General features: G+C 73.8%; 16 protein-coding genes and 1 pseudogene. 5 read left to right on the top strand and 12 right to left on the bottom strand.

The window, feature by feature from the left end:
* Positions 1–62: 62 nt before the first annotated feature.
* Complete coding sequence (locus AGRA3207_RS27415; protein ID WP_231329881.1) at positions 63–3,536, bottom strand: AAA family ATPase; 3,474 nt, start codon at positions 3,534–3,536, stop codon at positions 63–65.
* Positions 3,537–3,809: 273 nt separating this feature from the next.
* On the opposite strand from AGRA3207_RS27415, the gene AGRA3207_RS27420 reads away from it, so the two are divergent.
* The gene (locus tag AGRA3207_RS27420) at positions 3,810–7,181 is read left to right on the top strand and encodes a pyruvate carboxylase (RefSeq protein ID WP_231329882.1); all 3,372 of its coding nucleotides are present in this window, start codon (positions 3,810–3,812) and stop codon (positions 7,179–7,181) included.
* 143 nt (positions 7,182–7,324) lie between these two features.
* Here the strand turns inward: AGRA3207_RS27420 and AGRA3207_RS27425 are convergent, their stop codons facing one another.
* Complete coding sequence (locus AGRA3207_RS27425) at positions 7,325–7,954, bottom strand: TetR/AcrR family transcriptional regulator (RefSeq protein ID WP_231329883.1); 630 nt, start codon at positions 7,952–7,954, stop codon at positions 7,325–7,327.
* A 190-nt stretch (positions 7,955–8,144) separates the two neighbouring features.
* On the opposite strand from AGRA3207_RS27425, the pseudogene AGRA3207_RS27430 reads away from it, so the two are divergent.
* A pseudogene (locus AGRA3207_RS27430) lies at positions 8,145–9,071 on the top strand (RNA polymerase sigma factor); the annotation flags it as partial.
* A 256-nt stretch (positions 9,072–9,327) separates the two neighbouring features.
* Complete coding sequence (locus AGRA3207_RS27435) at positions 9,328–10,614, top strand: serine hydrolase domain-containing protein (protein WP_231329884.1); 1,287 nt, start codon at positions 9,328–9,330, stop codon at positions 10,612–10,614.
* Between the two features lie 74 nt (positions 10,615–10,688).
* Here AGRA3207_RS27435 and AGRA3207_RS27440 read toward each other — a convergent pair whose 3' ends face one another.
* From AGRA3207_RS27440 to AGRA3207_RS27455, 4 genes are all read right to left on the bottom strand, one after another.
* The gene (locus AGRA3207_RS27440) at positions 10,689–11,237 is read right to left on the bottom strand and encodes a hypothetical protein (RefSeq protein ID WP_231329885.1); all 549 of its coding nucleotides are present in this window, start codon (positions 11,235–11,237) and stop codon (positions 10,689–10,691) included.
* Between the two features lie 297 nt (positions 11,238–11,534).
* Entirely contained in the window at positions 11,535–12,491 is a 957-nt protein-coding gene (locus AGRA3207_RS27445; protein ID WP_231329886.1) for a threonine/serine dehydratase, read from the bottom strand.
* A gap of 470 nt (positions 12,492–12,961) precedes the next feature.
* Positions 12,962–14,179 (bottom strand): RNA polymerase sigma factor, encoded by a 1,218-nt coding sequence (locus AGRA3207_RS27450; protein WP_231336406.1) that lies wholly within the window; start codon positions 14,177–14,179, stop codon positions 12,962–12,964.
* Between the two features lie 95 nt (positions 14,180–14,274).
* On the bottom strand, positions 14,275–14,619 hold the full coding sequence (locus AGRA3207_RS27455) for a YciI family protein (RefSeq protein WP_231329887.1): 345 nt from the start codon (positions 14,617–14,619) through the stop codon (positions 14,275–14,277).
* A gap of 247 nt (positions 14,620–14,866) precedes the next feature.
* On the opposite strand from AGRA3207_RS27455, the gene AGRA3207_RS27460 reads away from it, so the two are divergent.
* On the top strand, positions 14,867–15,802 hold the full coding sequence (locus AGRA3207_RS27460; RefSeq protein ID WP_420830789.1) for a helix-turn-helix domain-containing protein: 936 nt from the start codon (positions 14,867–14,869) through the stop codon (positions 15,800–15,802).
* A gap of 38 nt (positions 15,803–15,840) precedes the next feature.
* Here AGRA3207_RS27460 and AGRA3207_RS27465 read toward each other — a convergent pair whose 3' ends face one another.
* The 4 genes from AGRA3207_RS27465 to eccCa all read right to left on the bottom strand — a co-directional run bounded on the left by AGRA3207_RS27465 (position 15,841) and on the right by eccCa (position 21,957).
* A complete protein-coding gene (locus AGRA3207_RS27465; protein WP_231329888.1) occupies positions 15,841–16,401 on the bottom strand; it encodes a dihydrofolate reductase family protein in 561 nt (186 codons plus the stop codon).
* 95 nt (positions 16,402–16,496) lie between these two features.
* Positions 16,497–17,525 carry a DUF6177 family protein gene (locus tag AGRA3207_RS27470; RefSeq protein WP_231329889.1) on the bottom strand — a complete coding sequence of 343 codons (1,029 nt, stop codon included), beginning with the start codon at positions 17,523–17,525 and terminating at the stop codon, positions 16,497–16,499.
* Positions 17,522–17,911 carry a hypothetical protein gene (locus tag AGRA3207_RS27475; protein WP_231329890.1) on the bottom strand — a complete coding sequence of 130 codons (390 nt, stop codon included), beginning with the start codon at positions 17,909–17,911 and terminating at the stop codon, positions 17,522–17,524. Before AGRA3207_RS27475 ends, AGRA3207_RS27470 begins: the two co-directional genes overlap by 4 nt.
* Positions 17,908–21,957, bottom strand: coding sequence for a type VII secretion protein EccCa (eccCa, locus tag AGRA3207_RS27480; RefSeq protein WP_231329891.1), 4,050 nt, complete (start codon positions 21,955–21,957; stop codon positions 17,908–17,910). Before eccCa ends, AGRA3207_RS27475 begins: the two co-directional genes overlap by 4 nt.
* An 87-nt stretch (positions 21,958–22,044) precedes the next feature.
* On the opposite strand from eccCa, the gene AGRA3207_RS27485 reads away from it, so the two are divergent.
* On the top strand, positions 22,045–22,968 hold the full coding sequence (locus tag AGRA3207_RS27485) for a hypothetical protein (protein WP_231329892.1): 924 nt from the start codon (positions 22,045–22,047) through the stop codon (positions 22,966–22,968).
* Between the two features lie 29 nt (positions 22,969–22,997).
* Here the strand turns inward: AGRA3207_RS27485 and AGRA3207_RS27490 are convergent, their stop codons facing one another.
* Both AGRA3207_RS27490 and AGRA3207_RS27495 read right to left on the bottom strand, forming a co-directional pair.
* A complete protein-coding gene (locus AGRA3207_RS27490; protein WP_231329893.1) occupies positions 22,998–23,864 on the bottom strand; it encodes a nucleotide-binding protein in 867 nt (288 codons plus the stop codon).
* 475 nt (positions 23,865–24,339) lie between these two features.
* On the bottom strand, positions 24,340–25,665 hold the full coding sequence (locus AGRA3207_RS27495; protein WP_231329894.1) for an EsaB/YukD family protein: 1,326 nt from the start codon (positions 25,663–25,665) through the stop codon (positions 24,340–24,342).
* Positions 25,666–25,695: the final 30 nt, after the last annotated feature.

Here is a 25,695-nt window from a genome sequence, read left to right on the forward strand (position 1 = left end):
CTCGGATCGGTGTGAATGAGGGACCTGCTGGCCCTGTGCGTCGGGTGGTCTCGCCGCCGGAGTCAGAGGTAAAGGCCGACGGCGGTGGGGGAGGGCGGGGTGGCGGGGCGTAGGTCGGCGGCGCGCAGGGTGATGATCTCGTCGTCGTCGGGACGGTCGCCGGAGGTGAGACGCTGGCCCTGGACGGCGATGGCGGCGTCCAGGAGGTTGCGCATCAGGCGGCCGTTGCCGAACGACGGGCCGCGCGGGACGCCGCCGAGCAGGTCGCGCAGCCGGGCGGGGACGTCGGGCGCGAGGGCGAGGCCCTCGGCGGCGGCGAGGCGCTCGAAGATGGCGACGAGCTCGGCGTCGGAGTAGTCGGGGAACCGCAGCCGCTTGGGGAAGCGGGACTCCAGGCCGGAGTTGCCGGTCAGGAAGGCCGTCATCTCGCGTTCGTACCCGGCGGCGATGACCACCAGGTCGCCCCGGTACTCCTCCATCAGCTGGACGAGGGTGGCGACGGCCTCCTGCCCGTAGGCGTCGCCGGCCAGCGCGTACGCCTCGTCGATGAACAGGACGCCGCCGAGGGCCTGCTCGACCGCCGCGCGCACGCGCGGGGCGGTCTGGCCGAGGTAGGGGCCGACGAGGTCGGCGCGGGCCACCTCGACGAGGTGGCCCGACGAGAGCAGCCCGAGGCGCCCGTAGACGGACGCGACGAGCCGGGCGACGGTGGTCTTGGCCGTGCCGGGGTTGCCGGTGAACACCATGTGCCGGGTCGGGGTCGCGACCTGCTGCCCGGCGCCGCGGCGCAGCTCGGCGCCGCGGGCCTCGGCGACCAGGAGGTGCACCTCCCTTTTGACGTCGCGCAGGCCGACGAGGGCGTCCAGCTCGGTGAGCGGGTCGGTCGCGGGCAGGACGCGGGACGTTCCGCTGAGGCTGTCGGGGATGTCGTCGGGCAGGAGGGCGACGAGGTCGCGCGGGGTGGCGCGCTTCTTGGCGGTGACCCGGCGGGCCTGGAGCGCGGTCGCGCGCTCGGACAGGTTGCGCATGACGCGGGCGTTGCCGAAGGAGCGGCCGCGGGGCGCCTTGCGGAGCAGCCCGGCGACCTTCGCGTGGGTGGCGGGGGCCGGTTCCAGGCCCGCGGCGAGCGCCTGGCCGGTGAAGATCTCGATCAGCTCGTCGTCGGTGAAGTCGGGGAACCGGATCGTGCTGGGGAAGCGGGAGGCCAGGCCGGGGTCGGAGGAGATGAACCGCTGCATCTCGCGCTCGTACCCCGCGACGATGACGACGAGGTCGTCGCGGTTGTCCTCCATGACCTTCAGGAGCTCGGCGACGGCCTCGGGGCCGTAGTCCTCGGACATGCCGCTCTGCGTCAGCGCGTACGCCTCGTCGATGAACAGCACGCCGCCGACGGCCTGCCGCGCGACCGCGCGGGTCTTGACGGCGGTCTCGCCGACGTACTGGCCGACCAGGCGGGACCGGGACGCCTCCACCAGGTGCCCGGACGTCAGCACGCCGAGGTCCTTGAAGATGCGGGCGAGCAGCCGCGCGACGACGGTCTTGCCGGTGCCGGGGTTGCCGGTGAACACCATGTGCCGGGCGGGCGGGGCGGGGGTGGGCAGCCCGGCCTCGCGGCGCAGCTTGGCCGCCTTCACGCCCGCGGTGAGCAGCTCGATCTCCTGCTTGACGGTGCCGAGGCCCGTCAGCGCGAGCAGTTCGGCGAGGGGGTCGCCGGGGGTGCCGGAGACGTCGAACGCGGCGGGCACGTCCGGACGCTTCACGACGAGCTCCTCGCCCGGCCCGGTGCGTTCGCGGACGGCCTCGACCACCACGTCGGCGAGGCGCTGCGCAAGACGCGCGTTGCGCAGGTTCCGGACGGGCGGGGTGCAGACGAGCAGTTCCCCTGCGGCGGTCAGGGCCCGCTTGTGCGCGCGCGCCCCGCGTTGCTGCAAGGCCCGGTTGAACAGCTCCGCGTATCCCTCGGCGGTGAACGGATGCGTGGGGACGACCTGGAGCCGTAGCGCCAGCCCGGGGTTGACCTCGCGGATCCGCTCGTCCCCGCCCGGCTCGCACAGCACGACGACGTGCAGGTCGTCGTGGACGTCCAGGGCGCGGTGCAGCTCCTCCACGATGGCCTCGCCGCTGCGCACGTCCCGGGACATGTCGTCCAGGCCGTCGATGACCATCAGCCGGTGCCCGGCGGAGTCGCGGGCGTCGTTGTAGAGGTGGGTGGTCGCGGCGGAGACCTCCTTGGCGGCGAAGAAGTCGCCCGCCAGCCACAGCGGCGGCTCGGTGATCTGCCGTTCGCGCAGCAGCCGGGCGATCTCCTGCGCGGCGTCGCGCTTGCCGGTGCCGTCGGGGCCGACCAGCATCAGACGGACGGGACCCGACCCGGACGCGACCTCCTCCAGCGCTGCGACCACGTCCGGTTGGCCGACCAGTCCGGAGCCGACCTCGGCCTTGCGGGCGCGGCGCGCGCGTGTGGAGGCGGTCTTGCCCACGCCTGCGGCGAGCGGGTTGACCATCCGGCGGCGTGGGGTGAACAGGCGCCGGACGTCCTCCTCGAACTCGCCGACCGGGATCCATTCGGGTTCGGGGATCTGCGCCTCGTCCGGGAAGCCCTGGACGGCGCCGGTGAAGCGCATCGCCATGTCCAGCCAGGCGCGGCACGCCTCGACCGCGCCCGCGCCGAGGGCCCGGCCCAGCCACGCGCGGGTGCCGGTGTACCAGGGGTGGGGCTTGAACCCGGCGCGCTGGGCGGCGAACCGTTCGAGGAGCTCCCCGTAACGGTCTTCGGTGACGGTTGCGGACAGCTCCGCGGGCACCTGCTCCAGCCCGCCCTGGAGCAGCAGGTGGACGAGCATCTCGTCCGCCGACTCGTCGTGGGGTGCGACCTCCAGAAGGTGCTCGTGGACGGCCAGCAGCCCCGAGCACACCCACTCCAGGTAGCCGATCGGCCCGGCCAGCTCCGGCAGGATGGCGACGATGTCGTCGTCCGCATGCGCGGCCCACAGGTCGCGTTGCTCGGGCAAGGGCGACTTGAGGTCCAGCCCGGGAGGAGGGTTCTCGTAGAGGCGCATCAGTGCCCGGCGCCGCTGGTCGATGGGCTCCAGCCCTTCCAGGACTTCGAGCGCCTCACGCGCCAGGGTGAGCGCGAGGTCCTGGTCCGGTGCCTCTTCCAGCCACTCCAGCGGACGGAAGCCGCCCTTGGTGACACCCCAATCGTTGACCGTCCGCAAGGGCTCACGGGGCTCGCGGTGGAAGCGGCCGAACAACTGGTATTGGAGCCGGGAGTGCGTGCCCGAGTTCACGGCCGCCGCTCCGCACAGGAAGTCGACGTCCAGCATCAGCTCGGCGACGACCAGCGGCGCGGGCGCGGTGAGCAGTGAGTGCTGGTCGGTGGTCAGCCCCAAGCAGCGCGGGTCGGCCACGAGCTTGTCGATGCGCGCGCGGATGTCGTCGTACAGGCCGTCGGGGACCCGCCACGGGCCGAAGGAGTACAGGTCGAGGACCGGCTCGTCGCTGACGAGCAGTTCCAGCTTCTCCGGCAGCCGCACTGCTTTCCCCTCTAAGCACACCAATCCGGCGCGAACAGACTAGAGCGTCCGTATGACGCGGGTGCCGCGCTTGCGGAGGAGGGCATCGCTGCGCGCGTCCGGTCCCGGCCTGTTCAGGCCCGCGTGCCCCGGCGGAACGTTCGGGCGTTTTTCCCAAGTGGTGTCATCTATCACTTTGTTCACCGGTCAGGGGCCGTCCGGCCACCCTTCTCCGCCGTTCCACTGGGTAGGTATCCGGAGATTCGGCCGCCCGCCCCGTCCTGGGAGAAGCACGTGATCACAAAGTTGCTCGTCGCGAACCGGGGTGAGATCGCCGTGCGGGCGTTCCGCGCCGCCTACGAACTCGGCATCGCCAGCGTCGCCGTCTACGCCCATGAGGACCGGCTGTCCCTGCACCGGCAGAAGGCGGACGAGGCGTACGAGATCGGGGAGCACGGACATCCCGTCCGCGCCTACCTGGACGTGGAGGGGATCGTCCGGACGGCGCTGCGGGTCGGCGCCGACGCCGTCTACCCCGGGTACGGGTTCCTGTCGGAGAGCCCCGAGCTGGCGGAGGCGTGCGAGCGCCACGGGCTGACGTTCGTCGGACCGCCGTCGGAGGTGCTCAGCCTGGCGGGCAACAAGATCGAGGCGGTCGCCGCCGCGCGGCGGGCGGGCCTGCCGGTGCTCCGGTCGGTGACACCCGAGCCGGGCCGGGAGCTGGCGGCCGCCGACGAGGTGGGCTTCCCGCTGTTCGTGAAGGCGGCGGCGGGCGGCGGCGGCCGGGGACTGCGCCGCGTCGACCTCCGCGAGGACCTGGAGGCCGCCGTCGCCACGGCCCGCCGCGAGGCCGAGAGCGCGTTCGGCGACGCGACCGTGTTCCTGGAGCAGGCGGTGGACCGGCCGCGCCACATCGAGGTCCAGGTGCTCGCGGACGGTGCCGGGCACACCGTCCACCTGCGCGAACGCGACTGCTCGGTGCAGCGGCGCCACCAGAAGGTCGTCGAGATCGCGCCCGCGCCGAACCTGGACGCGGCGGTCGCCGGGCGGCTGTGCGCGGACGCGGTGAGGTTCGCCCGCGAGATCGGCTACGTCAACGCGGGCACCGTCGAGTTCCTCGTGGACGAGCGGGGCGAGCACGTCTTCATCGAGATGAACCCCCGCATCCAGGTCGAGCACACCGTGACCGAGGAGGTCACCGGGGTCGACCTCGTGCAGGGCCAGCTGCGCATCGCGGGCGGGGAGACCCTGGCCGACCTCGGGATCGCGCAGGACGACGTCACGGTCGCGGGCTTCGCGGTGCAGTGCCGCATCACCACCGAGGACCCGGCGAACGGGTTCCGTCCCGACACCGGGAAGATCTCCGCGTACCGGTCGCCGGGCGGCGCCGGGGTCCGCCTCGACACCGGCACGACGCACGCGGGCGCCGTGGTGACGCCGCACTTCGACTCGCTGCTGGTGAAGCTGACCTGCCGCGGGCGGACGTTCGAGGACGCCGTGCGGCGCGCGCGCAGGGCCGTCGCCGAGTTCCGCATCCGGGGCGTCGCGAGCAACATCCCGTTCCTGCGGGCGCTGCTGGACGAGCCCGACTTCCGCGCCGGCGGGGTCACCACATCCTACATCGCCGACCATCCGGAGCTTCTCACGGCACGGTCGAGCGGCGACCGCGCGACGCGGCTCGTCCGCTACCTGGCGGACGTGACCGTGAACAAGCCGCACGGGGACGCGCCCACCGAACTGGACCCGGCGACGAAGCTGCCGCCGCTGACGTCGGAGGGGCCGTTTCCCGAAGGTTCACGTGACCGGCTCCTGGCCCTCGGCGCGCGCGCGTTCGCGGAACAACTGCGCGCCCAGGACGCCTTGGCCGTCACCGACACCACGTTCCGGGACGCGCACCAGTCGCTTCTTGCCACACGAGTACGCACCTACGACCTGCGCTCGGCCGCGCCATACCTCGCCCGGATGACACCACAGCTTCTGTCCATCGAGGCGTGGGGCGGAGCCACGTATGACGTCGCGCTCCGCTTCCTCGGCGAGTCGCCGTGGGACCGCTTGGCGGCGATCCGCGAAGCCGCCCCGAACCTGTGCATCCAGATGCTCTTGCGTGGTCGCAACACCGTCGGCTACACGCCCTACCCCGACTCGGTCGCCCGCGCGTTCGTCAAGGAGGCGGCCAGTACGGGCGTGGACATCTTCCGTGTGTTCGACGCCCTGAACGACGTCGAGCGGATGCGTCCGGCCATCGACGCCGTCCTCCAGACACACGCGCTGGTCGAAGGGACGCTCTGCTACACCGGCGACCTGTCGTCCCCTGAGGAGCGGCTCTACACGCTCGACTACTACCTGCGCCTCGCAGAAGAACTCGTCGAGTCGGGCGTCCACATCCTGTGCATCAAGGACATGGCCGGGCTGCTCCGCGCGCCCGCCGCGCGCACACTGGTGACGGCCCTGCGTGAACGGTTCGACCTTCCCGTCCACCTGCACACGCACGACACCGCGGGCGGGCAGCTCGGAACGTACATCGCCGCCATCGAGGCCGGTGTGGACGCCGTGGACGGGGCCGCCGCGCCCCTGTCGGGCACCACCAGCCAGCCGCCGCTCCAGGCGATCGTCGCCGCCACCGACTCCACCGGCCGCGCCACCGGGATCGACCTGGACGCGCTCACGGTGATGGAACCGTACTGGGAGGCCGTGCGGAAGGTGTACGCGCCGTTCGAGATGGGCCTGCCGTCGCCCACCGGACGCGTCTACCAGCACGAGATCCCCGGCGGCCAGCTGTCCAACCTGCGGCAGCAGGCGGTCGCGCTCGGCCTCGGCGACCGCTTCGAGGAGATCGAGCGGCTCTACGCGGCGGCCGACCGGATCCTCGGCAGGCTCGTGAAGGTCACGCCGTCCAGCAAGGTCGTCGGCGACCTGGCCCTGCACCTGGTCGCCGCCGGGGCCGACCCCGGCGACTTCGCCGAGAACCCGGAGCGCTACGACATCCCCGACAGCGTCATCGGGTTCCTGAACGGCGAACTGGGCGACCCGCCGGGAGGCTGGCCGGAGCCCTTCCGTAGCAAGGCCCTGGCCGGACGCCAGTACACGCCCGCGCGCGCCGAACTCGACGGAGCAGAAGAGAAGGCGCTCGCAGGCCCCGAGGTAAGGGAGACACTCGACCGGCTTCTCTTCCCAGGACCGGCCAAGGAGTACCGCGAGTCCCGCGCGGCCTACGGCGACCTGTCGGTCCTCCCCACGAGCGCGTTCCTGTACGGGCTGCGCACCGGGCAGGAGGTCGCGTTCGACCTGGAGCCGGGCGTGCGCGTCCTGGCCTGCCTGGAGGCCGTGGGCGGGATCGACGAGGCGGGCGTCCGCCAGGTCATCTGCACCGTGAACGGCCAGCTGCGGACCCTCTCGGTCCGCGACAGGTCCGTCGTGTCGGACGCGCCGCCCGTCGAGCGCGCCGACCCCGCCGAGCCCGGCCACGTCGCCGCGCCGTTCGACGGGTCGGTGACCCTGCGCGTGGCGAAGGGCGACGAGGTCGCGGCCGGGGACGTGGTCGCCACCATCGAGGCGATGAAGATGGAGGCCGCCATCACCGCGCCGGGCGCCGGCACCGTCGCCCGGCTCGCCGTCCCGGGGGTGACGGCCGTCCAGGCGGGCGACCTGCTGCTCGTCATCTCCTGATCCGGACCTCGTGGCCCGGCCGTGCCGCGCGGCGCCCCTCGCGGCGCCCCACGGCGCGCCGCGCGGACGGCCGGATCAGGACACAGCACAGATCAGGACACAGCACAGATCAGGACACTGCACGGATCAGGACACGGCACGGATCAGGACGGCGGGCGGACGGCGTAGTCCGCGAAGGCGGGTTCGAGGAGGTCGAACGCCTCCCGCCCGGACTCGGCCAGCGCGACCGCGATGCCGTCGTGGTCCTGGCCGTCCAGCGTGCGGCGCAGCGTCTCGTGGAACAGGACGCGGTGGACGCCCCCGAACTGCGCCGCGACCAGCCGGGGCAGCAGGTCGCCGGGCCCGGCGCCGGTCTCCTCGGCGAGGACGGCGGCCAGCGCGTCCTCGCGCTCCTCATGGAACTCGCGGAGGCGCGCGACCAGCGCCGGGCTCGCGGTGACCATCCGGGCGAAGTCCGGTTCTGAGAAGCCGATGACGGCGTCGTGCCGTGCCACCCCGGCCAGGAAGCCCCGCCGCAGCGCGGCGAGCGCCGACTCGCCCGGGGCCCGCTCGGCGACCGTCCGGGCGAGCAGCCCGACGAACACCTCGTGCAGGTCGAGGGCCAGGTCCTCCTTGCGCGGGAAGTAGTTGGTGACGGTCATCTTCGCCACCTGGGCCGCCGCCGCGACGTCGGCGATCGTGACCTGGTCGAAGCCGTGCCGCAGGAACAGGCGCGTCGCCTGGTGCGCGATGTTCTGCCTGGTCTGCTGCTTCTTCAGCTCACGGAGTCCCATGCCGTCATCATCGCATACTCCGACCTAAGTTTATTACTGACATATTAATGGGTCGGTTCTAAGTTTATGTCGCGGGGGTCGCGGGTACCCGAACGAGGTGACCCGTTCCCTCCCGGCCGGACGAGCAAAGGACACCGCCCTGAACGCCAGCCACGCCCCCAGCGCGTCCCCCCGCGTGCCCTCTCCCCGCGCGGCGGCCGCGACCCGCGATCTCACCGACCCGATGAAGGACTACCTGTCCCGCATCGGGCGCACCGCGCTGCTGACCGCCGACAAAGAGGTCGAGCTGGCCAAGCGCATCGAGGCCGGACTGTTCGCCCGCGAGCGGCTGGAGACGCGACCCGGCCTGTCCCGGGAGGACCGCGAGGACCTGGCGTGGATCGTCGCCGACGGTGTCCGGGCCAAGGAGCACATGGTCGAGGCCAACCTGCGGCTCGTCGTCTCGCTCGCCAAGCGCTACATGGGCCACGGGCTGCCGCTCAACGACCTCGTCCAGGAGGGCAACCTCGGGCTGATCCGCGCGGTCGAGAAGTTCGAGTACCGGCGCGGCCTGAAGTTCTCCACCTACGCCGTCTGGTGGATCAAGCAGGCCATCAGCCGCGCGCTCGCCGACCAGAGCCGCACGATCCGCATCCCCGTGCACGTCGTCGAGGTGCTCAACCGGATGACCCGGCTGCGCCGGACGCTGGCGCAGGACCTCGGCCGCGAGCCGACCTCGGCGGAGCTGGCCACCGAGCTGGACGTCACCACCGAGAAGGTGGAGTGGCTGCGCCGGCAGGCCCGCGAGCCGCTGTCGCTGCACACCCCGCTCGGCGAGGACGGCGACGGCGAGCTCGGCGACGTCATCGAGGACCCCGACGGCGGCGACCCCGCCGACGTCGTCGCGTCCTCGATGCTGCGGGGCCGGCTCGACGCCGTCCTGGAGACGCTCACCGAACGCGAGGCGGGCGTCATCTCGATGCGCTTCGGGCTCGCCGGCGGCGAGCCGAAGACCCTTGAGGAGGTCGGCAAGGTCTACGGCGTGACCCGCGAGCGAATTCGGCAGATCGAGTCCAAGGGGATGCACAAGCTGCGCCACCCGTCACGCCGCGAAACCCTCGCCGACCTGCTCGGCTGACCCTCTCCGGGCCGGCGGCGCCGACCGCCTGCCCTGCCTCCGGCAAGCACGCCGTCTTCGGAATCACATCGATTTCCTCCCCGGGTGGGATGACACTGTGGGGGGTCTCCGAGAAGACTTCTGTCGACGTAACGCGAACTGGAGAGAGACGAGGATGACGGCGAGGCGGTTCGTACGGGCCATACGGCCCGCGGCCACCGGTACGGGGGGACGCCCGGCGGGGCGTCCGGGACGGCGCGCGACGCGAGGGACGGCGATGGGGGTCGCTGCGGTGCTCGCGCTGGGACTTGTCCAGGGGTCGGCAGCGGCCATGCTCCCCGCACCCGCCCCCGGGCCCGCCTTCATCGCCCCGGACGCCCCCGGCGGCACCGCGCCCGGCATCGAGCCCGCCAAGCTCCGGGCCACGCTCGACGCCGTCCACGACGCCGGCATGTACGGGATCTTCTCCGCCGTCCGGGACGGCGAGAAGCGGTGGAACGGCGCGTCCGGCACCGCCGACGCGCGGACCGGGCGCCCCGTCACCGACGGCATGCAGACACGCGTGGGAAGCATCACCAAGACGTTCGTCGCCACCGCGATCCTCCAGCAGGTGGAGAAGGGCACCGTCCAGCTGGACACGCCGATCGGCACCTACCTGCCGGACGTGTTCCCCGGGCAGCGCGGACAGCAGGTCACCGTCCGGATGCTGCTGAACCACACCAGCGGCATCGGCGACTATCTCGTCTACGCGTTCCCGTCCATCACCGAATGGTCGTCCAAGAGCCTGGACACCGAGCGCCTCCGCACGGTCAGCGCGAGACAGCTCATCGACTGGGGGCTGCAAGCGCCGCCCACCGGCGACCCCGGCGAGCACTGGGCGTACTCCAACACCAACTACATCGCCGCCGGGTTGCTCCTGGAGAAGGTGACCGGCACCAAGGCGGAGACGTACATCACCCGGAACGTGATCGGCAAGGCCGGTCTGAAGCACACGTACTTCCCGTCCGGCCCCGGAATCCAAGGGCCGCACCCGCGGATGTACGAGTCGCTCTACCGGCACCTGGACCCGCCGCGCGACTACAGCACGTTCAACATGAGCTGGGCCTGGACCGCGGGTTCGCTGGTGTCCACCGTGGACGACCTCAACACCTTCTACCGGGCGCTGTTCACCGGCGGGCTCATCAGCCCGCTCTCCTTGGCGCAGATGCAGCAGACCGTGCCCGTCAAGGACACCGACGGCAACGTGACCATGAAATACGGCCTCGGCATCTACTCCCTGACCGCGCCGTGCGGCACGTACTGGGGGCACAACGGCATCGTCTTCGGCGCGGGCACCCAGTCGCTGACGAGCGCGGACGGCCGGCGGCAGGTCTCCTTCAGCGTCAACCTCACGAAGTACCAGCGGCTCGACGCCGACGGCGCCCCGGTGCCCGACCCGATCGACAGCGCCCTCGGCGCCCACGCCACCCAGGCGCTCTGCGGCGCGCAGGCGGCGGTGCCGTCCTCCGAGCCCGGGCCCGTCTTCCGCGCGATGCCGCTGCAGTTCGCGCGGACGGCCCCCTGAGCCGGTGCCTTGAGCCGGCGGCGCCCTGAGCTCGCGTCCTGAGCTAGTGCCCTGACCTGCGGCGACGCCGACTGTCAGAGGCGTCCTCTAGCGTGCCCGGCATGTCGAGCCCAGCCGTGCACGCACCCGCCGAGGCGTCCGAGGCCATCGCGGACGCCGACGCTTCCGGCGCGGCCTGGGCCGAGATCGCGGGCCTCATCGACGCCCGCGACGCCCACGGCTTGGCCCGCGCCGTCCGCGCCCCCGGCGCCGCGGAACGGCGCGCGGTCGCCAGAGAGCTCCCCTGCCACGTCACGCTGGTCCGCTCGCGCCGCGAGCCCTGGGAGGGCATCGACGACCACGCCGCGGCGTCCCGCGCCGTCGGCGCGGGCACCCTGAGTGGCGCCTCGGCGGTCGCCGCCTGGCTGACCCGCCGCGAGTTCAACTCCCGATGGGCCGGCGAGCACACCGACACCGACCGCCTGCTGGGCCTCTGGGACGACCCGTCCCACCCCGAGGTCGTCGCGCAGTGCCTGGCGCGGGCGCTGGCCGAGCGGCGGGCCGGGGACGCCGACCGCGCCCTGATGACCTTGGCCGCCCGCGGGGACCTGCCCGCCACCGCGCTCGGCCGCCGCATCGGCCACCTCGCCCTGAAAGGGCGAATCCGGCTCGTCCGCGTCGTCGAGGCACTGGAACGCGCCGCCGACGCGGGCGCCTACGCCCGGGTGTGGGACGTGACAGCCGCCGCCCTACCCGTCCTGCACCCGGGCCCCGGCCGCCGTCCCCTGCACGCCCACGACCGGCTGATCGGCCTCGGCACCCGCACGGCCCGCTGGTCGGGCGCCCGCGGCCGCATTCCCGAGATCGAGGAGCTGGCGGCCCGCCCGGGCTCGTCCAATGTCGTCCGCGAGGCCCGCGCCCTGCACGACCTGCTCAGGAGGTCATGTGACCAGATTCGAGGGGTCGGTGTTCGCACCGCACAGCACGACGGTCACGCGCTCGCCGGGGGCGGGACGGTACGCGCCCGCGCGGAGGGCGGCGACGGCCGCGGCCGTCCCGTGCTCGACGGCCAGCCGGTACCCGCTCCACAGGAACCGGCGGGCCTCGACGATCGCCTCGTCGGTGACGAGCACCGGCAGGACGTCCGTGCGGGCGGCCACGTCGTAGGCGATGTCCCCGAGCCGCGACGCTCCGAGCGAGTCGGCGGCGACCCCGGAGACCTCCACGTCCACGGGGCGCCCGGCGCGCAGGGCGCGTTCCAGCGTCGGCGCGTTCGCGGGCTCGGCGCCGACCACGCGCGCGTGCCCCTCCAGCGCCGCGGCGACGCCCGCCATGAGGCCGCCGCCGCCGACCGCCAGCAGGACGGTGTCGACCTCGCCGCCCGTCTGCTCCAGGATCTCCAGCCCCAGCGTGCCCTGGCCGGAGCAGACGTCCGGCTGGTCGTAAGGGTGGCAGAACAGCGCGCCCGTGTCGGCGGCGTGCTTGGTGGCGGCCTCGTGCGCGTCGGCGTAGCGGGTGCCGACCTGGACGACCGCCGCGCCGAGCGCCCGCAGTCCCGCGACCTTCACCGCGGGCGCGGTCTCCGGGACGAACACCTCGGCGGGCACACCCGCCCGGGCCGCGGCGTAGGCGAAGGCCAGGCCCGCGTTGCCGCCCGAGGCCGCCACGACGCCGACGCGGGGGAGCCGCCCGGCGGCCTGAGCGGCGAGGATGTGGCTGAACGCGCCGCGTGTCTTGAACGAGCCCGTGTGCTGGGTGTGTTCGAGCTTCAGCCACATCCGTTCGGCGGACACGGCCTCCCCTGCGGCGGGAATGGCGTCGACGGCCAGAAGCGGCGTCCTGCGGACCCGTCCCGCGATCCGTTCCGCGGCGGCCTCGACGTCCGGACGAGCGATCACGACGCGTCCCTCCCTCCCGCACGGCCCGCGCCGTGCCCCGGCCCTCATCCCTACCAGGCGCCGCCCCCACCCGGCCCCGGCGCCGGAGATCAAGGCGCGTTCGGAGGGCCACCCGTCACCCACCCCCACCCGACGGCCGCCTTCCAACCGCCACCACACCCGCCCGAGCCCGTCCCCGTCCCACCACCGGCTGCCACCGGCTCATATGGGGACGCCCAAATGTGAGACGCGGCCGTGTGCGTGCAAGGCCATCTCACTGTGTCTGTGCAGGGCCGCTTCAGCGTCTCCGTGCAGGGATGCCTCAGTGCGTCCGTGCAGGGACGCGGCCGTGTTCGTGTGGGGGTCGCTTCAGCGTGTCCGGGCGGGGTCGCTTCAGTGTGTCCATGTAGGGCCGCGGCCGTGTCCGTGCAAGGCCGCCTCAGCGCGTCCGCACGACCCGTTCCCGCGCGTGGGCGGGTGGCGGGTTGTTGTCAGGGGGTGCGGAGGGAGGCCGCCCGGGCTAGCAGGATTCGTTGTTCGGGCGCGTTGCGGGTGAGTCCGGCGGCGCGTTCGAACTCGGCTCGGGCCTCTTCGGGGCGTCCGAGCCGGGCGAGCAGGTCGCCTCGCACGCTCGGCAGCAGGTGGTAGCCACGTAGGGACGGCTCGTCCGCCAGGGCGTCGGCGAGCGCCAGGCCCGCCGCCGGGCCGTCCGCCATGCCGACTGCGACGGCGCGGTTCAGCTCGACGACCGGGGACGGCGCGACCCGCGCGAGGATCCCGTACAGCGACGCGATCTGTCGCCAGTCGGTGTCCTCGGCGGTGAGGGCCTGCGCGTGGCAGGCGGCGATGGCGGCCTGCAGGACGTACGGGCCCGGCGGCCCGCCGATCTCCTTCGCCCGCAGCAGGGCGGCGAAGCCGCGGCGGATGAGGAGCCGGTCCCACAGCGCGCGGTCCTGCTCGCGCAACGGGACGGGCTCGCCGGACGGCCCCGTCCGCGCCCGCGTCCGGGACGCCTGGATCTCCATCAGCGCGGTGAGCCCGTGCACCTCGGGCTCGTCCGGGGCGAGCCCGGCGAGGATCCGGCCGAGCCGCAGCGCCTCCTGGCACAGCTCCGCGCGGACCCAGTTCTCGCCCGCGGTCGCCGTGTACCCCTCGTTGAAGATCAGGTAGACGACCTCCAGCACGGAGGACAGCCGGGCCGCCCGGTCGGGGCCCTCGGGGACCTCGAACGGCACGCCCGCCTCCGTCAGCGTCCGCTTGGCCCGGACGATCCGCTGCGCGACCGTCGGCTCCGGGACGAGGAACGCCCGCGCGATCTCGTCGGTGGCCAGCCCGCCCAGCATCCGCAGCGTGAGCGCCACCCTCGCCTGCGTGGACAGCACCGGATGGCAGGCGGTGAACACCAGCCGGAGCACGTCGTCCTCGATGCGCTCCTCATCGAGGACGGTTTCGAACTCCGGCGGCAGCTCCCCGGCCTCCAGCCCGTGCCCGATCTCGGCGAGCTTGCTCTCCAGCCGCCGCTCCCGGCGGATCCGGTCGATGGCGCGGCGTTTGCCGACGGCCATGAGCCAGGCGCCCGGGTTGTCCGGGACGCCTGACTCGGGCCACTGCTCGAGCGCGGCGACCAGCGCGTCCTGCGCCAGTTCCTCGGCGAGGCCGACGTCGCGGACCATGCGGGCGAGCCCGGCGATGATCCGCGCGGACTCCATCCGCCACACCGCGTCGATGCCCGCCCGCACCCCGGAAGCCGTCACGCCGCCGATGACAGCACCCGTGCCGCCCGCCGCGCAAGCTCACCGGAGGATCACCCCTCGGGGAACGGGTCGTCCGGGCCGAAGACCTGCTTGATGACGCCCTCACCGTCGCCGACGATCCGCCAGAAACGGCGGGACAGCTCGATCGCCTCCTCCCGGGTGCGCACCTCGACCAGCGCGAAGCCGACCACGGACTCCTTGGCCTCGGTGAACGGGCCGTCGGTGACGGTCACCTTCCCGCCAAACGAGGTGATGCGCGTGCCGTGCGGCTCCAGCCCGCCGGTCGCGAGCAGCACGCCCGACCGGGACATCTCGGCGATGAACGCGCCCATCTCGGCCTGGAGGTTCTCGTCCGGCGGGCCGGCCTGCTCGCCGCTGTCCGTCGTCATCATCATGAAACGCATCGTGCTGCCTCCTGTTCGCGTCCCGGGGTCTCCCGGGCCCTTCACCGAACGCGTCGAAGAGCGGGCGGCCGGATCGACATCGTGGACGAACTTTGCTCCGGCATTTTCTCGCGACCGCATCGTGCCAGGTCAGAGGGAAGGAGACGAGGGTCATGATCCTCTCCCCTTGGGGGCGCCCCGCTTATCCGAGTAACTTTGCCTCGAAGGCAGGAATTCTCGCGCCCAAGGAGGCGTCCCCGTGGGAGACCCGCCGCCCGGATTCGGCATGTCCGCAGCGCCTGGACCGCCCGGCCCGCCCGGCCCGCTCGCGGCGCAGGGCCGTGGGCTGCCGGGGCCGACGGTCCTGCGGATGCTCGTCGGCGCGCAGCTCAGGAGGCTGCGCGAGTCGGCCGGCATCTCCACCGAGGCCGCGGGGTATGAGATCCGCGGCTCCCATTCCAAGATCAGCCGGATGGAGCTGGGCCGGGTCGGGTTCAAGGAGCGCGACGTCGCCGACCTGCTGACCCTGTACGGCGTGACCGACGCCGCCCGCCGCGAGCCCCTCCTGCAACTGGTCGAGCACGCCAACACCCCCGCGTGGTGGCAGCGCTACGGGGACGTGGTCCCGACCTGGTTCGAGCCCTACCTCGGGCTCGAACAGGGCGCCGAGCTCGTCCGCGCGTACGAGGTCCAGGCGATCCCCGACCTGTTGCAGACCGAGGACTACGCCCGCGCGCTCATCCGCGCCCGGCACGCCGACGCGGCCGCCGACGAGGTCGAGCGCCGCGTCGAGCTGAGGATGCTGCGCGCCCGCGTCCTCGCCCGGGAGAACCCGGTGAAGTTCTGGGCGGTCCTCGACGAGGCGGCGCTCCGCCGCGCCGTCGGCGGTGCCGCGACGATGCGGGCGCAGCTGCGGCACCTGGCGGAGCTGGCCGCCGAGCCGAACATCACCGTCCAGGTGCTGCCGTTCGCCGCCGGAGGCCACGCCGGGGAGGGCGGCCCGGTGACGATCCTGCGCTTCGCCGAGCCCGAGCTGCCCGACGTCGTCTACATCGAGCAGCTCGCCGGGGCGTTCTACCCCGACCGCCCCGCCGAGGTCGTCCGCTACCGCGACGTGATGAACCGCCTGGGCGTCCAGGCGCAGGCCCCCGCCCGCACCCCGGCGATCCTCCACCACATCCTCACCCAGTTGTGACCGCCTGCCCGGCCGCGTCCGCGCGGCCGGGAGGGCGCCTACTTCTTGGCCGGGGTGTAGGTGGCGACGAGGACGCCGGACGCGAAGGCCGTGGTGCCCGCGAGCTCGAAGGACGCGGAGAAGTCCTTGTGGGTGAGGAGCTCGGACGGGTCGCCGGCGCCGACGATGACCGGGTGGATCCACAGGCGCAGCTCGTCCAGCAGCCCGTTCTCGGCGAGGACGCGGGACACCGGGCCGAAGCCGTACTGGAGGACGTCCTGGCCGTCCTCCTCCCGGAGCCGGCCGACCTCGGCGACGGTGTCGGCGCGCTTGATGATCGTGGTGTTGTTCCAGGTGGGCTTGGTGAGCGTGTCGGAGACGACGTAATGAGGGAGGTTGTTCATCCGGACGCCGAAGTCGCCGGTCGCCTCCTCCATCGACGGCCACGCCTCGGCGAAGCCGTCGTAGGTGCGGCGGCCCATCAGCAGTGCGCCGCTGGAGAACAGCAGGTCCCGGGCGTAGGCGGCGGCCTCCTCGTCGAAGTAGGCCGACGTCCAGTTCTGCGGGTTCTCGATGACGCCGTCGAGGGAGACGTACGTCGAATTGATGATCTTTCGCATGGTCTGCTCCAGGGTCTTTCGTGCCTTCGGCTCGATGGGACCTACCGTGCCCCGACCCTTTTACGGGATTCTTACGGTCCGCTCCGCGTGCGGGCTCAGCCCCGCCGCGCGGCCGCTCCGCCCGGCCCGGCGAGGTGGTCCATGAGGTCGCGGAACCGTGACCAGGCGCCCGTGCCGTCGCCGTCGGCCAGCACGAACCACAGGCCGGGCGCGGCGGGGTCGCCGATCTCCTTCGCGTCGGCGCCGGGGACGGACGCGCGCCCGGTCCCGATCTCCGCGGCGCCCTCAGGGCCGACGCCGAGGGCGAGGGGGACGGGCACGCCGATCGCCCGGCTCGGGTAGGTGAGGTCGGGGAGCGCGGGCGTCCACTGGACGTTGAGGGTCCGCAGGATCCCCGTCCGCGCGTACCTTCCCGCGAGTTCCTCCAGCTCCTCCAGCGGCGGCTCCGCCCCGGCGGGAAGGGCGATGGCGAACGTGACCGCCTCCTTCACCCCCGAGGTCACCCGCGTGACCCGCAGGGTGCCCCCGAAGGGCGGTGCCGCCGCCGCGGGGCCGTGCGGGCCCATGAAGACCAGCGAGGTCGACCGGGGGGAGCGGCGTCTGCACAGATCGGTCAGCTCGGACGGCGACCACCGGGACAGCGCGGGCTCGGCCGTGCCCCAGGCGCGCGGCGCGGTCCCGGCGAGGGCGTGCGCCAGGTCCTCGGCCACCGCCCCGAGCTCCAGCCCCGGCGCGGCGTCGTGGACGACCCGGAGGCCGACGAGCAGGTGGTGGCCGCGCTCGCCCGGCTCCTCCCGCAGGAACGTCCCGGACGGCCCCGCCTTCGCCGCGTCCGCGGGGACGAACTCGGCGCCGTCCCAGGTCAGCGGGAACCCGGTGAAGCCGTCGAAGTAGCCGTCGTCCGGCTCCTGGACGACCCACCGCGTCCGCGGGCCGCCCATCGCCAGCCGGAGCGGCAGGGTGATCCGGGCGTCGTGCGGCGTGAGGATCTGGAACGCCTGGCCGGTGTCCGCGCAGTGCGCCATCGCGTCGGTCAGCCAGGAGGACAGCGGTACGAGCGGCCGGTCCTGGATGACGACGGCGCTCTTCGCGGTGGCGATGTCGACCGCCGGGTGCGTGCTCAACGCGCCTCCCCCTCCGCCGCCGTCTCCGGCCCGCCGGGTGGCCAGACCGCCCCGCCGAGGCGGCCGACCAACGCGTCGGCGAACCGGTGCGCGAGGACCGGCGCCTGCGCGTCCCCGCCCGACGCCCGGACCTCCACCCACCAGTACGGGACGGTCAGCCCCGCGTCCACCCTCTCGCCGAGCAGGCGCCCGGCCTCGCCCTCGACGTCGACGCGCTGGGCCGACTCGATGCTCACCAGCGGCCGGCCGTCGTCGTCGCAGAGCCGGATGACCGCGCCGTCCCCGCCGCCCCGCACGCGCAGGGTCTCGCCCGCGGCCACCATGCTGTCGACGATCGCCCGCACGTCCGGGGCCCGCTGCGTCAACACGACCATGTCGTAGGTCACCGATGCTCCTCACCGGACGGAACGGACGGGACGGGCTCCTCACCGAGCAGCGCCGTCTGGACGAGCCGGGCGCCCTCACCGCGCCGGACCCACTGTGCCCGGCCCGGCGGCAGCGACTCGGCGTACAGGCGCGGGAACAACTGTCCCTCCGACCGGTCCCCGGACATCACCAGGGCACCGCTCCCGGTCTCCCGCATCGCCTGCAACAGCGGGTCGTACAGCCCGCGCCCGGCCCCGGCGACGCGGCGGGCCACGACGACGTGCAGGCCGATGTCGCGGCCGCTCGGGACGAACGGCACGAACGGGGCGAGCGGCTGCCGCCCCGCGGTGGTCAGCAGGTCGTAGTCGTCGGCCAGCACGACGACCCGGGGGGAGTGCGACGCCGTCCCGCTGGGGGCCGCCGACGGGTCGTCCGGCATCCGCTCCTCCAGCTCCTTGGCGACGCCGCCCGCGAGCCCGGCGCAGACCCTGGGCGTGGTGGCGTAGCCGCCCAGGTACGGCTCGGGCACCACCTCGCGCAGCGACCGCCGCGGGTCCATCACGGCGAACACGACCTCCTCGGGAGTGAACCGCGCGATCAGCTGGCGGGCGACCAGGCGCAGCAGGTTGGACTTCCCGCAGCCGCCGTCGCCGAGGACGATCAGGTTCTGGTCGGCGTCGAACAGGTCGAGCAGCAGCGGCTCGAAGGCGCGCTCCTCCACCCCGATCGGGACCAGCCGGGGCTCGCGGTCCGGGCCGGGCAGGTCGGCGGCCGGGAGCCGGTGCGGCAGCACGCGCACCTGCGGGGTGCCCTCGCCCGTCCAGGCGTTGCGGATCGCGCCGACCGCCGACTCGACGGCCGCGCCCAGCCCGGCCGGGTCGGGGACGCCGCCGAGCGCGGGCACGGCCACGTGGCCGAAGAGCCCCGCGTCGGTGAGGGCGCGGCCCGGCACGTCGGCGCCGATCGTCTCGGCGAGCTTGCGGCTGACCGTCGAGTCCGACGGGTCGTTCAGCCGCAGCTCGACCCGCTGCCCGAACGTCGACTGCGCGGCGATCCGCACGTCGTTCCACCGCAGCATCCCCGCGACCAGGTGGATGCCGTAGCCGCCGCCGCGCTGCAGCAGGTCCGAGACCATCCCGTCGATCGCCTCGAAGTCCTCGCGGATCGCGCCGAAGCCGTCGACGACCAGGACGACGTCCGCGCACGGCAGCTCGGGCACCTGGCCCGCGGCGTGCATCCGCCGCAGCCGCTGGACGCCGTCGATCCCGTGCCGGCGGAACACCTCCATGCGGTGCTCCAGCATCCCGTGGACCTCCTCGACGGTGCGGCGGATCCGCTCCAGGTCGGCACGCCCGGCCATGCCGCCCACGTTGGGCAGCCCGGACAGCACCTGGAGGCCGCCGCCGACCAGGTCGAGGCCGTACACCGCGACCTCGTCCGGCGTGTGGGTCAGCGCCAGCGACATCACGAACGTGCGCAGCAGGGTGGTCTTGCCGGTCTGCGGCCCGCCGATGATCGCGACATGGCCGCCCGCCGCCGTCAGGTCGAGGTCCCACACGCCCTGCCACTGGCGGCGCGCGTCGTCCAGGACCCCGACCGGCACGCGCAGCGGCCCGTTCCGGGAGGGCAGCCGCATGCCCCGCTCGGTGATCCGCACGGGGCCGGTGACGGCGTCCAGCGTGGTCAGCGCCGGCAGCGGCGGCAGCCAGATGGTCTGGACCCGGCCGCCCTGCCGGGCGAGCTGCCCGACCATCACGTCGAGCAGCGTCGGCCCGATGGTGCGCTCCGGCAGGTCCGCCTCACCGCCGCCGGCCCCCGGACCGGCCCCGCCGCCGAGATTGTAGGCGGTGTAGGGCAGCACCGGCGGACGGCCGGACGCCTCGTCGGCCGCCGCCACCGCGCCCCGGTAGGGCCCCGACACCCAGCTGCCTTTGAAACGCCGGTAGATGCTGGTGTCGACCTTCAGGTAGCCGAAGCCGGGCAGCGCCGGGAGGTGGAAGGCGTCCGGGGTGTCCAGGACCGTGCGGCTCTCCTCCTCCGAGAACGTCCGCAGCCCGATCCGGTACGACAGATAGGTCTCCAGGCCGCGCAGCTTGCCGCTCTCGATGCGCTGGCTGGACAGCAGCAGGTGGACGCCGATGCTGCGCCCGATCCGGCCGATCGACAGGAACAGCTCGATGAAGTCCGGGCGCGCGGTGAGCAGCTCCCCGAACTCGTCGATGATGACCAGCAGGTGCGGCAGCGGCGGCAGGTCCGGGCGCTGCCGCCGCCGGTGGTTGTAGTCGCCGATGCTCGCGATGTTGCCCGCGTCGCGCAGCACCTGCTGCCGCCGCTGCACCTCGCCGGACAGGCTGGCGTACACCCGCTCGATCAGCCCGGCGTCGTCCTCCAGGTTGGTGATGACGCCCGCGACGTGGGGGAGGTCGGCGAACGGCGCGAAGGTGGCGCCGCCCTTGTAGTCGATCAGCACCATGCTCGCCTGCTCGGGCCCGTGCGAGCCCGCCAGCGCGAGCACCAGCGTCCGCAGCAGCTCGCTCTTGCCGGACCCGGTCGCGCCCACGCACAGGCCGTGCGGCCCCATGCCGAGGCTGGCCGCCTCCTTCAGGTCGAGGATCACCGGCCGTCCCGCGTCGTCGATCCCGACCGGCACGCGCAGGAAGGCGCGCTCGCCGCGCGGCGCCCACAGCCGCGGGACGTCGAGGTCGCCGGGGTCCCGCACGCCCAGCAGCGAGGCGAAGTCGACCTCGCCGCCCTGCGCCGCGCCCTCCTCGGCCGACTCCCGCGAGAGCCGCATCGGGGCGACCATCCGGACGAGTCCCTCCAGCATCCCCGGCGGCACCTCGTCGAGCGCACCGGCCATCGTCACCGGTTTGTTCTGGGGGGTGTAGGCGTTCGTCCCACCACGGGAGGCCGGTCCGGCGCCCCGCAGGTCGTCCACGCGGATCCGGTCGCCGTCGACCGTGATCCGGACGCTCACATCGCCGGGCTCGTGCGTCCGGTCGGACAGCAGGTGCACGACGGTCACGGCCAGGTCGGCGGGCGGCACCGTCTCGTCCGGGCGGACCAGCTCCGACGCCACCTCGCCGTGGGTGTCGTGGAACACCACCAAGCGGCGCAGCAGCCGGAACGAGTCGCGCCTGCCCAGCCCGCGGCGCACCTCCGCGGCGAAGTCGGTGCGCTCGCGCAGGTCGTCGGCCAGCAGCGCCGCCAGCCGCAGCGGGGACGAGGCGATCAGCCGGGCGGGGACGCCGCCGTCGCGGCGGTGCGGATCGAGCACGTGCGGCAGCCACTTGATCCAGTCCCAGTCCGCCGACGCGCCGCCGTAGGCCGCCCCGATCGCGACGTCCTCGGGCGCGTGGAAGGCGATCAGCTGCGCGAGCAGGGCGCGCACCAGCCGCAGCGTGTCCGCGCGGGTGCCGATCACGCTGACATCGCCCGCCAGGTCGAGCGGCAGGGTGAGCGGCATGTCCGGGGCCGTCCGGAAGCGCTCGACCAGCGCCCGCGCCTCCGACGACATGAAGGGGTCCGTCGGGTTGAGCGCGGTGCCCTGCTCGCCCAGGTCCAGGGGATGCCCGGGCATCAGGCCGGTGCCGACGCGGACCCGCAGGAAGTCGGCGTGCGTACGGCGCCGCTCCCACAGCCGCGCCGGATCGCGGACCACGTCGTACAGCGCCTCCGGCGGCGGGTCCAGCACCCGGGCCCGCGCCCGGTCCTCCCGCTCCTGCGCCGACAGCTCCTCCCGCAGCCCCTCCAGGAACTCCAGGTAGCGCTCACGCTGGTTCTTGCGCTGGCGGGTGACCTGCCCGCGGCGCGAGAGCAGCAGCGCCCCGCCCCCGAGGACGGCCACGACCAGCAGCACCGCACCGAACGCCATGAACGCGGGGTTGCGCATCACCGTCATGATCGTGAGCGAGCCCATCATGCCGACCATGGGGAGGATCGTCATGATCTGGTTGCCCGTGCCGCCCGCCTCCGGAAGAGTGGGAGGGGCCTCGACCTGTCGGGGCTCCCGCTCGGTGTGGGGGTGGACCGTCCGCGCGGGTCGGTGCACTGCCCGGGTCGTCACTCCTGCCACCCCTCCCCGTCGAGCGGTCCCCGCCCCACCCTAATGTCGGTCTTGTGGTCATGCGGAGCCCTCCGCCAGGGAGTGCCGATGGAGTTCTTCGAGGTGTCGGCCGACGTGCACGCCCTCATCGAGGACCTGCTGCCGGTCATCAACCCGGCCGCCCGTTTCGAGGCGCCGCTGGCCAGGGTCGTCCTCCCGGTGGGCCGGTTCGAGCCGAGCGCCACCACCTGGACCGTCCTGGAGCGGTGCGCGCGGGCGGAGCGGACGGCGTGGCCGCGGCTGGTCGAGGACTGGCTCCGCGAGGTCGGCGACCTCGCGGCGATGGCCATCGCCGAGATCGAGCTCCTCGGGGACGTCCGCAAGCTGCTCCGGCTGCGCATCGTGCCCAAGCTCACCGAGGCCGAGCGGGAGGGGCTGCTGGTCACCTCCGCCGGGGACCACTTCGACGCCATGGTCGTGATCGAGCACCCCGAGTACGGGGGGCCGCTCACCCGGGCCAGGGCCTCGCTGCTGGGCCTCAGGCGGCTCGGCGACATCGCCGTGCCCAACACCTACGAGGGGGAGCTCGCCGACGTCGGCGTCCATGACCAGCCCCTCACGGCGAGCGAGTCCGTCCGCGTCGTCAGCAAGCCCGGCTGCCGGTACGTCTCGTCGCTCATCACCGAGGTGGACCGCTTCATCCCCGACGCCGGGAAGCCCGGCGCGCTGCTCGCCGTCCCCTCGCACAGCACCCTCCTGCTCTATCCGATCGTTTCGGCGGGCATGGGCGACGTCCTCGACGTCTTCTCCCAGGTCGTGAGGGAGATGCACGCGAACGCCGACGATCCCTCGTCGCCGGAGGTGTTCTGGTGGCGCCGCGGCCGCGCGCTGAGACGGCTCGACCCCGCCGCCGCGGACCGGTTCGACCCGATTCGGTCGGCCACGCCGCCCGCGGCCTCGGCTCCGGCTGCTTCGGCGTCGGCTTCGCGGTCGTGGCGGCGCCGGTCGTGGACGCCTTGGCGGCGTCGCTGACCGTCCGCGGGCCTCGTCCTCCGGCTCCGTCAGGGTGCGACGGCGCGGCGCAGCGCCTCGGCTGCGATGGCGATGGCCGTCAGGCGGGTGGAGTACGCCAGCCGCCCGTGGTCGAGCGTGGTCCCGACGGCCAGCTGACGGTCGAAGCCCAGCCTGATCGCGGCCACGCCGATCTCCGCGAGGATCCCGGCGGCGCGGTCGACGTCCACGGTCCCCGCCCTGTGGGGGGAGCGGGCGGTGAACACGACGAGGGTGCGGGGGCGCAGCGCCTCCAGGCCGCCGACCGCCATCCAGTCCAGGACGCGGCCGACCCGCGCGGCGCCGTCCACGGTGGCGGGCGCGACGAGGATCTGCGCGTGGGCCGAGGCCAGCACGGCCTGGTGCAGCCGGGACCGGATCCCGGCGCCGTTGTCGGCGACCGTGATCCCGAAGAACCGGCTGAGCTGGGTGCCCGCGGACCGGTACAGCTCGGCGTCCACGTGGCCCGCGCCCAGCCGTCCCCGCGTGGCGGGCAGCGCCCACAGCCGGTCGCCCAGCGCGGTCAGTAACGGCCGGACCTGCTCGAACGTGGCGGTGCCGAGGTCCTCCTCCGCAAGGTCCGCGAGCGAGTGCTCGGCCCGCGCGCCCAGCCGGAGGGGGAGCGTCCCCAGCTCCGGGTCGAGGTCCAGCGCCAGCACCCGGTCGTCCCGGTGACGCGCGTACGCCGACGCGATCAGCGCCGCCACCGTGCTTTTGCCCGAGCCGCCGCGCACGCCCATGACCGCGATGCGCCTTCCCGTGGTGACGGGATGCTGGATCCACCGGCCGTGCTCGGTGACCGCGTGCACCTCGTCGGCGGACCGGAACGGGCGCATCGCACCGCGTCCGACGCGCCGCAGGAGGGAGTCGCCGTGCACCGGGCCTGAGACGAGGTCTTCCGGACGGACGGGCTCCGTCGGCAGAGCCGCGGGAACCGGCGGAACCGAGAGCGGACGCGGAGCCGAGAGCGGAGACGGGGGCGGCTGCGGAGGCGGGGGCGGTGCGGCGGGACGTGAGGGCGGCGGGACGGGCCGGGCCACCGCTGCATCAGGCCGTCCGCCGAAGGCCGGTGGCGGGACCTGCGTCCGAACCGGCGGCGGATCCTGGGGAGTCGGCGGGGTTCGGGGCGGGTCCTGCGGAGGGTCCTGGGCCGTCTCGGCGCCGGTGTCGATCGCGGTGTACCAGACCATCGCCTCCGGTTCGGCGTTCCGCTCCGGGGACGGAAGCGGAGGCGGGAGCAGGGGCAGCGGCGGAGGCCGCCCGTGACGGCGCGCGGCGGGTGAGGGACGGTCGGCGGTCGCGTCAGGCTCGGGCCGAAGGCCGTCCCGGTCCTGGTCTGCCACCCGTGTCCTCTCAGAAGGTTTCCAGCAGACGTTCGAAGGTCCCGAAGGTGCCGACGGCGACCGGGATGACCGCCGCCACCGCCGCCGCCTCGATCCGGTTCATGACGCGGCGCAGCCGCGCACGCACGTGCTCGGGCTGCTCCCGCGTGAGCACCACGACCGGGATCACCAGTCCTGCCAGGAGCATACCCAGCGCGGGCCCGGCCCCCCACGTGACGTGACGCGTCCACTGGACGGCGAGCGCGGCGACGATCGCGAGGCCCGAGGAGAACAGCGCGGTCTTCTGCAGGATCAGCGGGAACATTCGGGCGCGGCTGACCACCACGATCGCGAGGAGGCCCGCCAGGCCGGCCGTCCACACGTCGAAGTCGGCGACGGCGCCGATCCCCGCCACGGCGGCCGCGAGCGCGACCGCCAGGGTCGCGATCACCATGCTGCGGTGCGCCCCGTCCAGGGCGTTCATCACGTCGCGGCGCGCCACCACCCCGCCCGCGCCGCGCCGGTCGTCGAGGGAGGTCAGCCCCGACAGCGACAGCGCCACCCGCAGCAGCGCGCTCAGCAGGACCACGCAGGTCAGCGCGAGGACGGCGCCGACGCGTCCGCCGTCCAGGCCGAGCGCGGCACCGGCCGTCCCGACGGCCGCGAGCCCGGCCGCGAGCCCGCCGCCGACGAGCCCGCCGCGGCCGAGCGGCGAGCCGAGCCCGAGCAGCAGCACGACCGCCGCGGCGGTCAGGGCGAGACCGCCCCACAGCGCCCAGCCCTCCCAGTCGTACAGGTCCGCGGCCAGCCACAGCGCCGGCGTCGCGGTGACGCCGCCCGCGAGGGTCATCGCCGTCCCGAGACGCTCCTGCCCGGCGAGCCCGGCCGCCGTCCCGCCGAGCGCGAGGGACGCCGCGACCGCGCCCACGACGCCCAGCGCCGCGCCGCCGCCGAGCCGCACCACGACGAGCACGCCGACGGCGAACGACAGGCCCATGAGCGCGGCGGTCGCGTTCCAGCGGGCGGCCACCGGGCTCCACCGCCAGAAGCGGGCGTCGAGCGTGTCGCCGACGACCTCCGGCACCTCGTGGACGACGGGCGCGGGGATCGGCTCGTCCGACAGCACGAGCCGCAGGACGGCGCCGTCGGGGACCCGCCGGTCGGCGAGGCTCGCCCCGGGGTCGAGGACGTCCCCGGTCGCGGTGACCAGGTGCCGCAGCCGGGGCGGGCTCTGCGGCACGTCCCCGAGGAGTTCCAGGACCTCGGGCATCAGCGCGCCGATCGGCTCCTGGGCGGGGAGCACCATGTCCACCTTGCGGTGCTCACCGACGAGAGTGACCCGGCTCCACGCGGTCATGGCACCCTTCCATCATCGGTCGTCCGGGGG

The organism is Actinomadura graeca, from assembly GCF_019175365.1.
GTDB classification, from domain to species: Bacteria; Actinomycetota; Actinomycetes; order Streptosporangiales; family Streptosporangiaceae; genus Spirillospora; species Spirillospora graeca.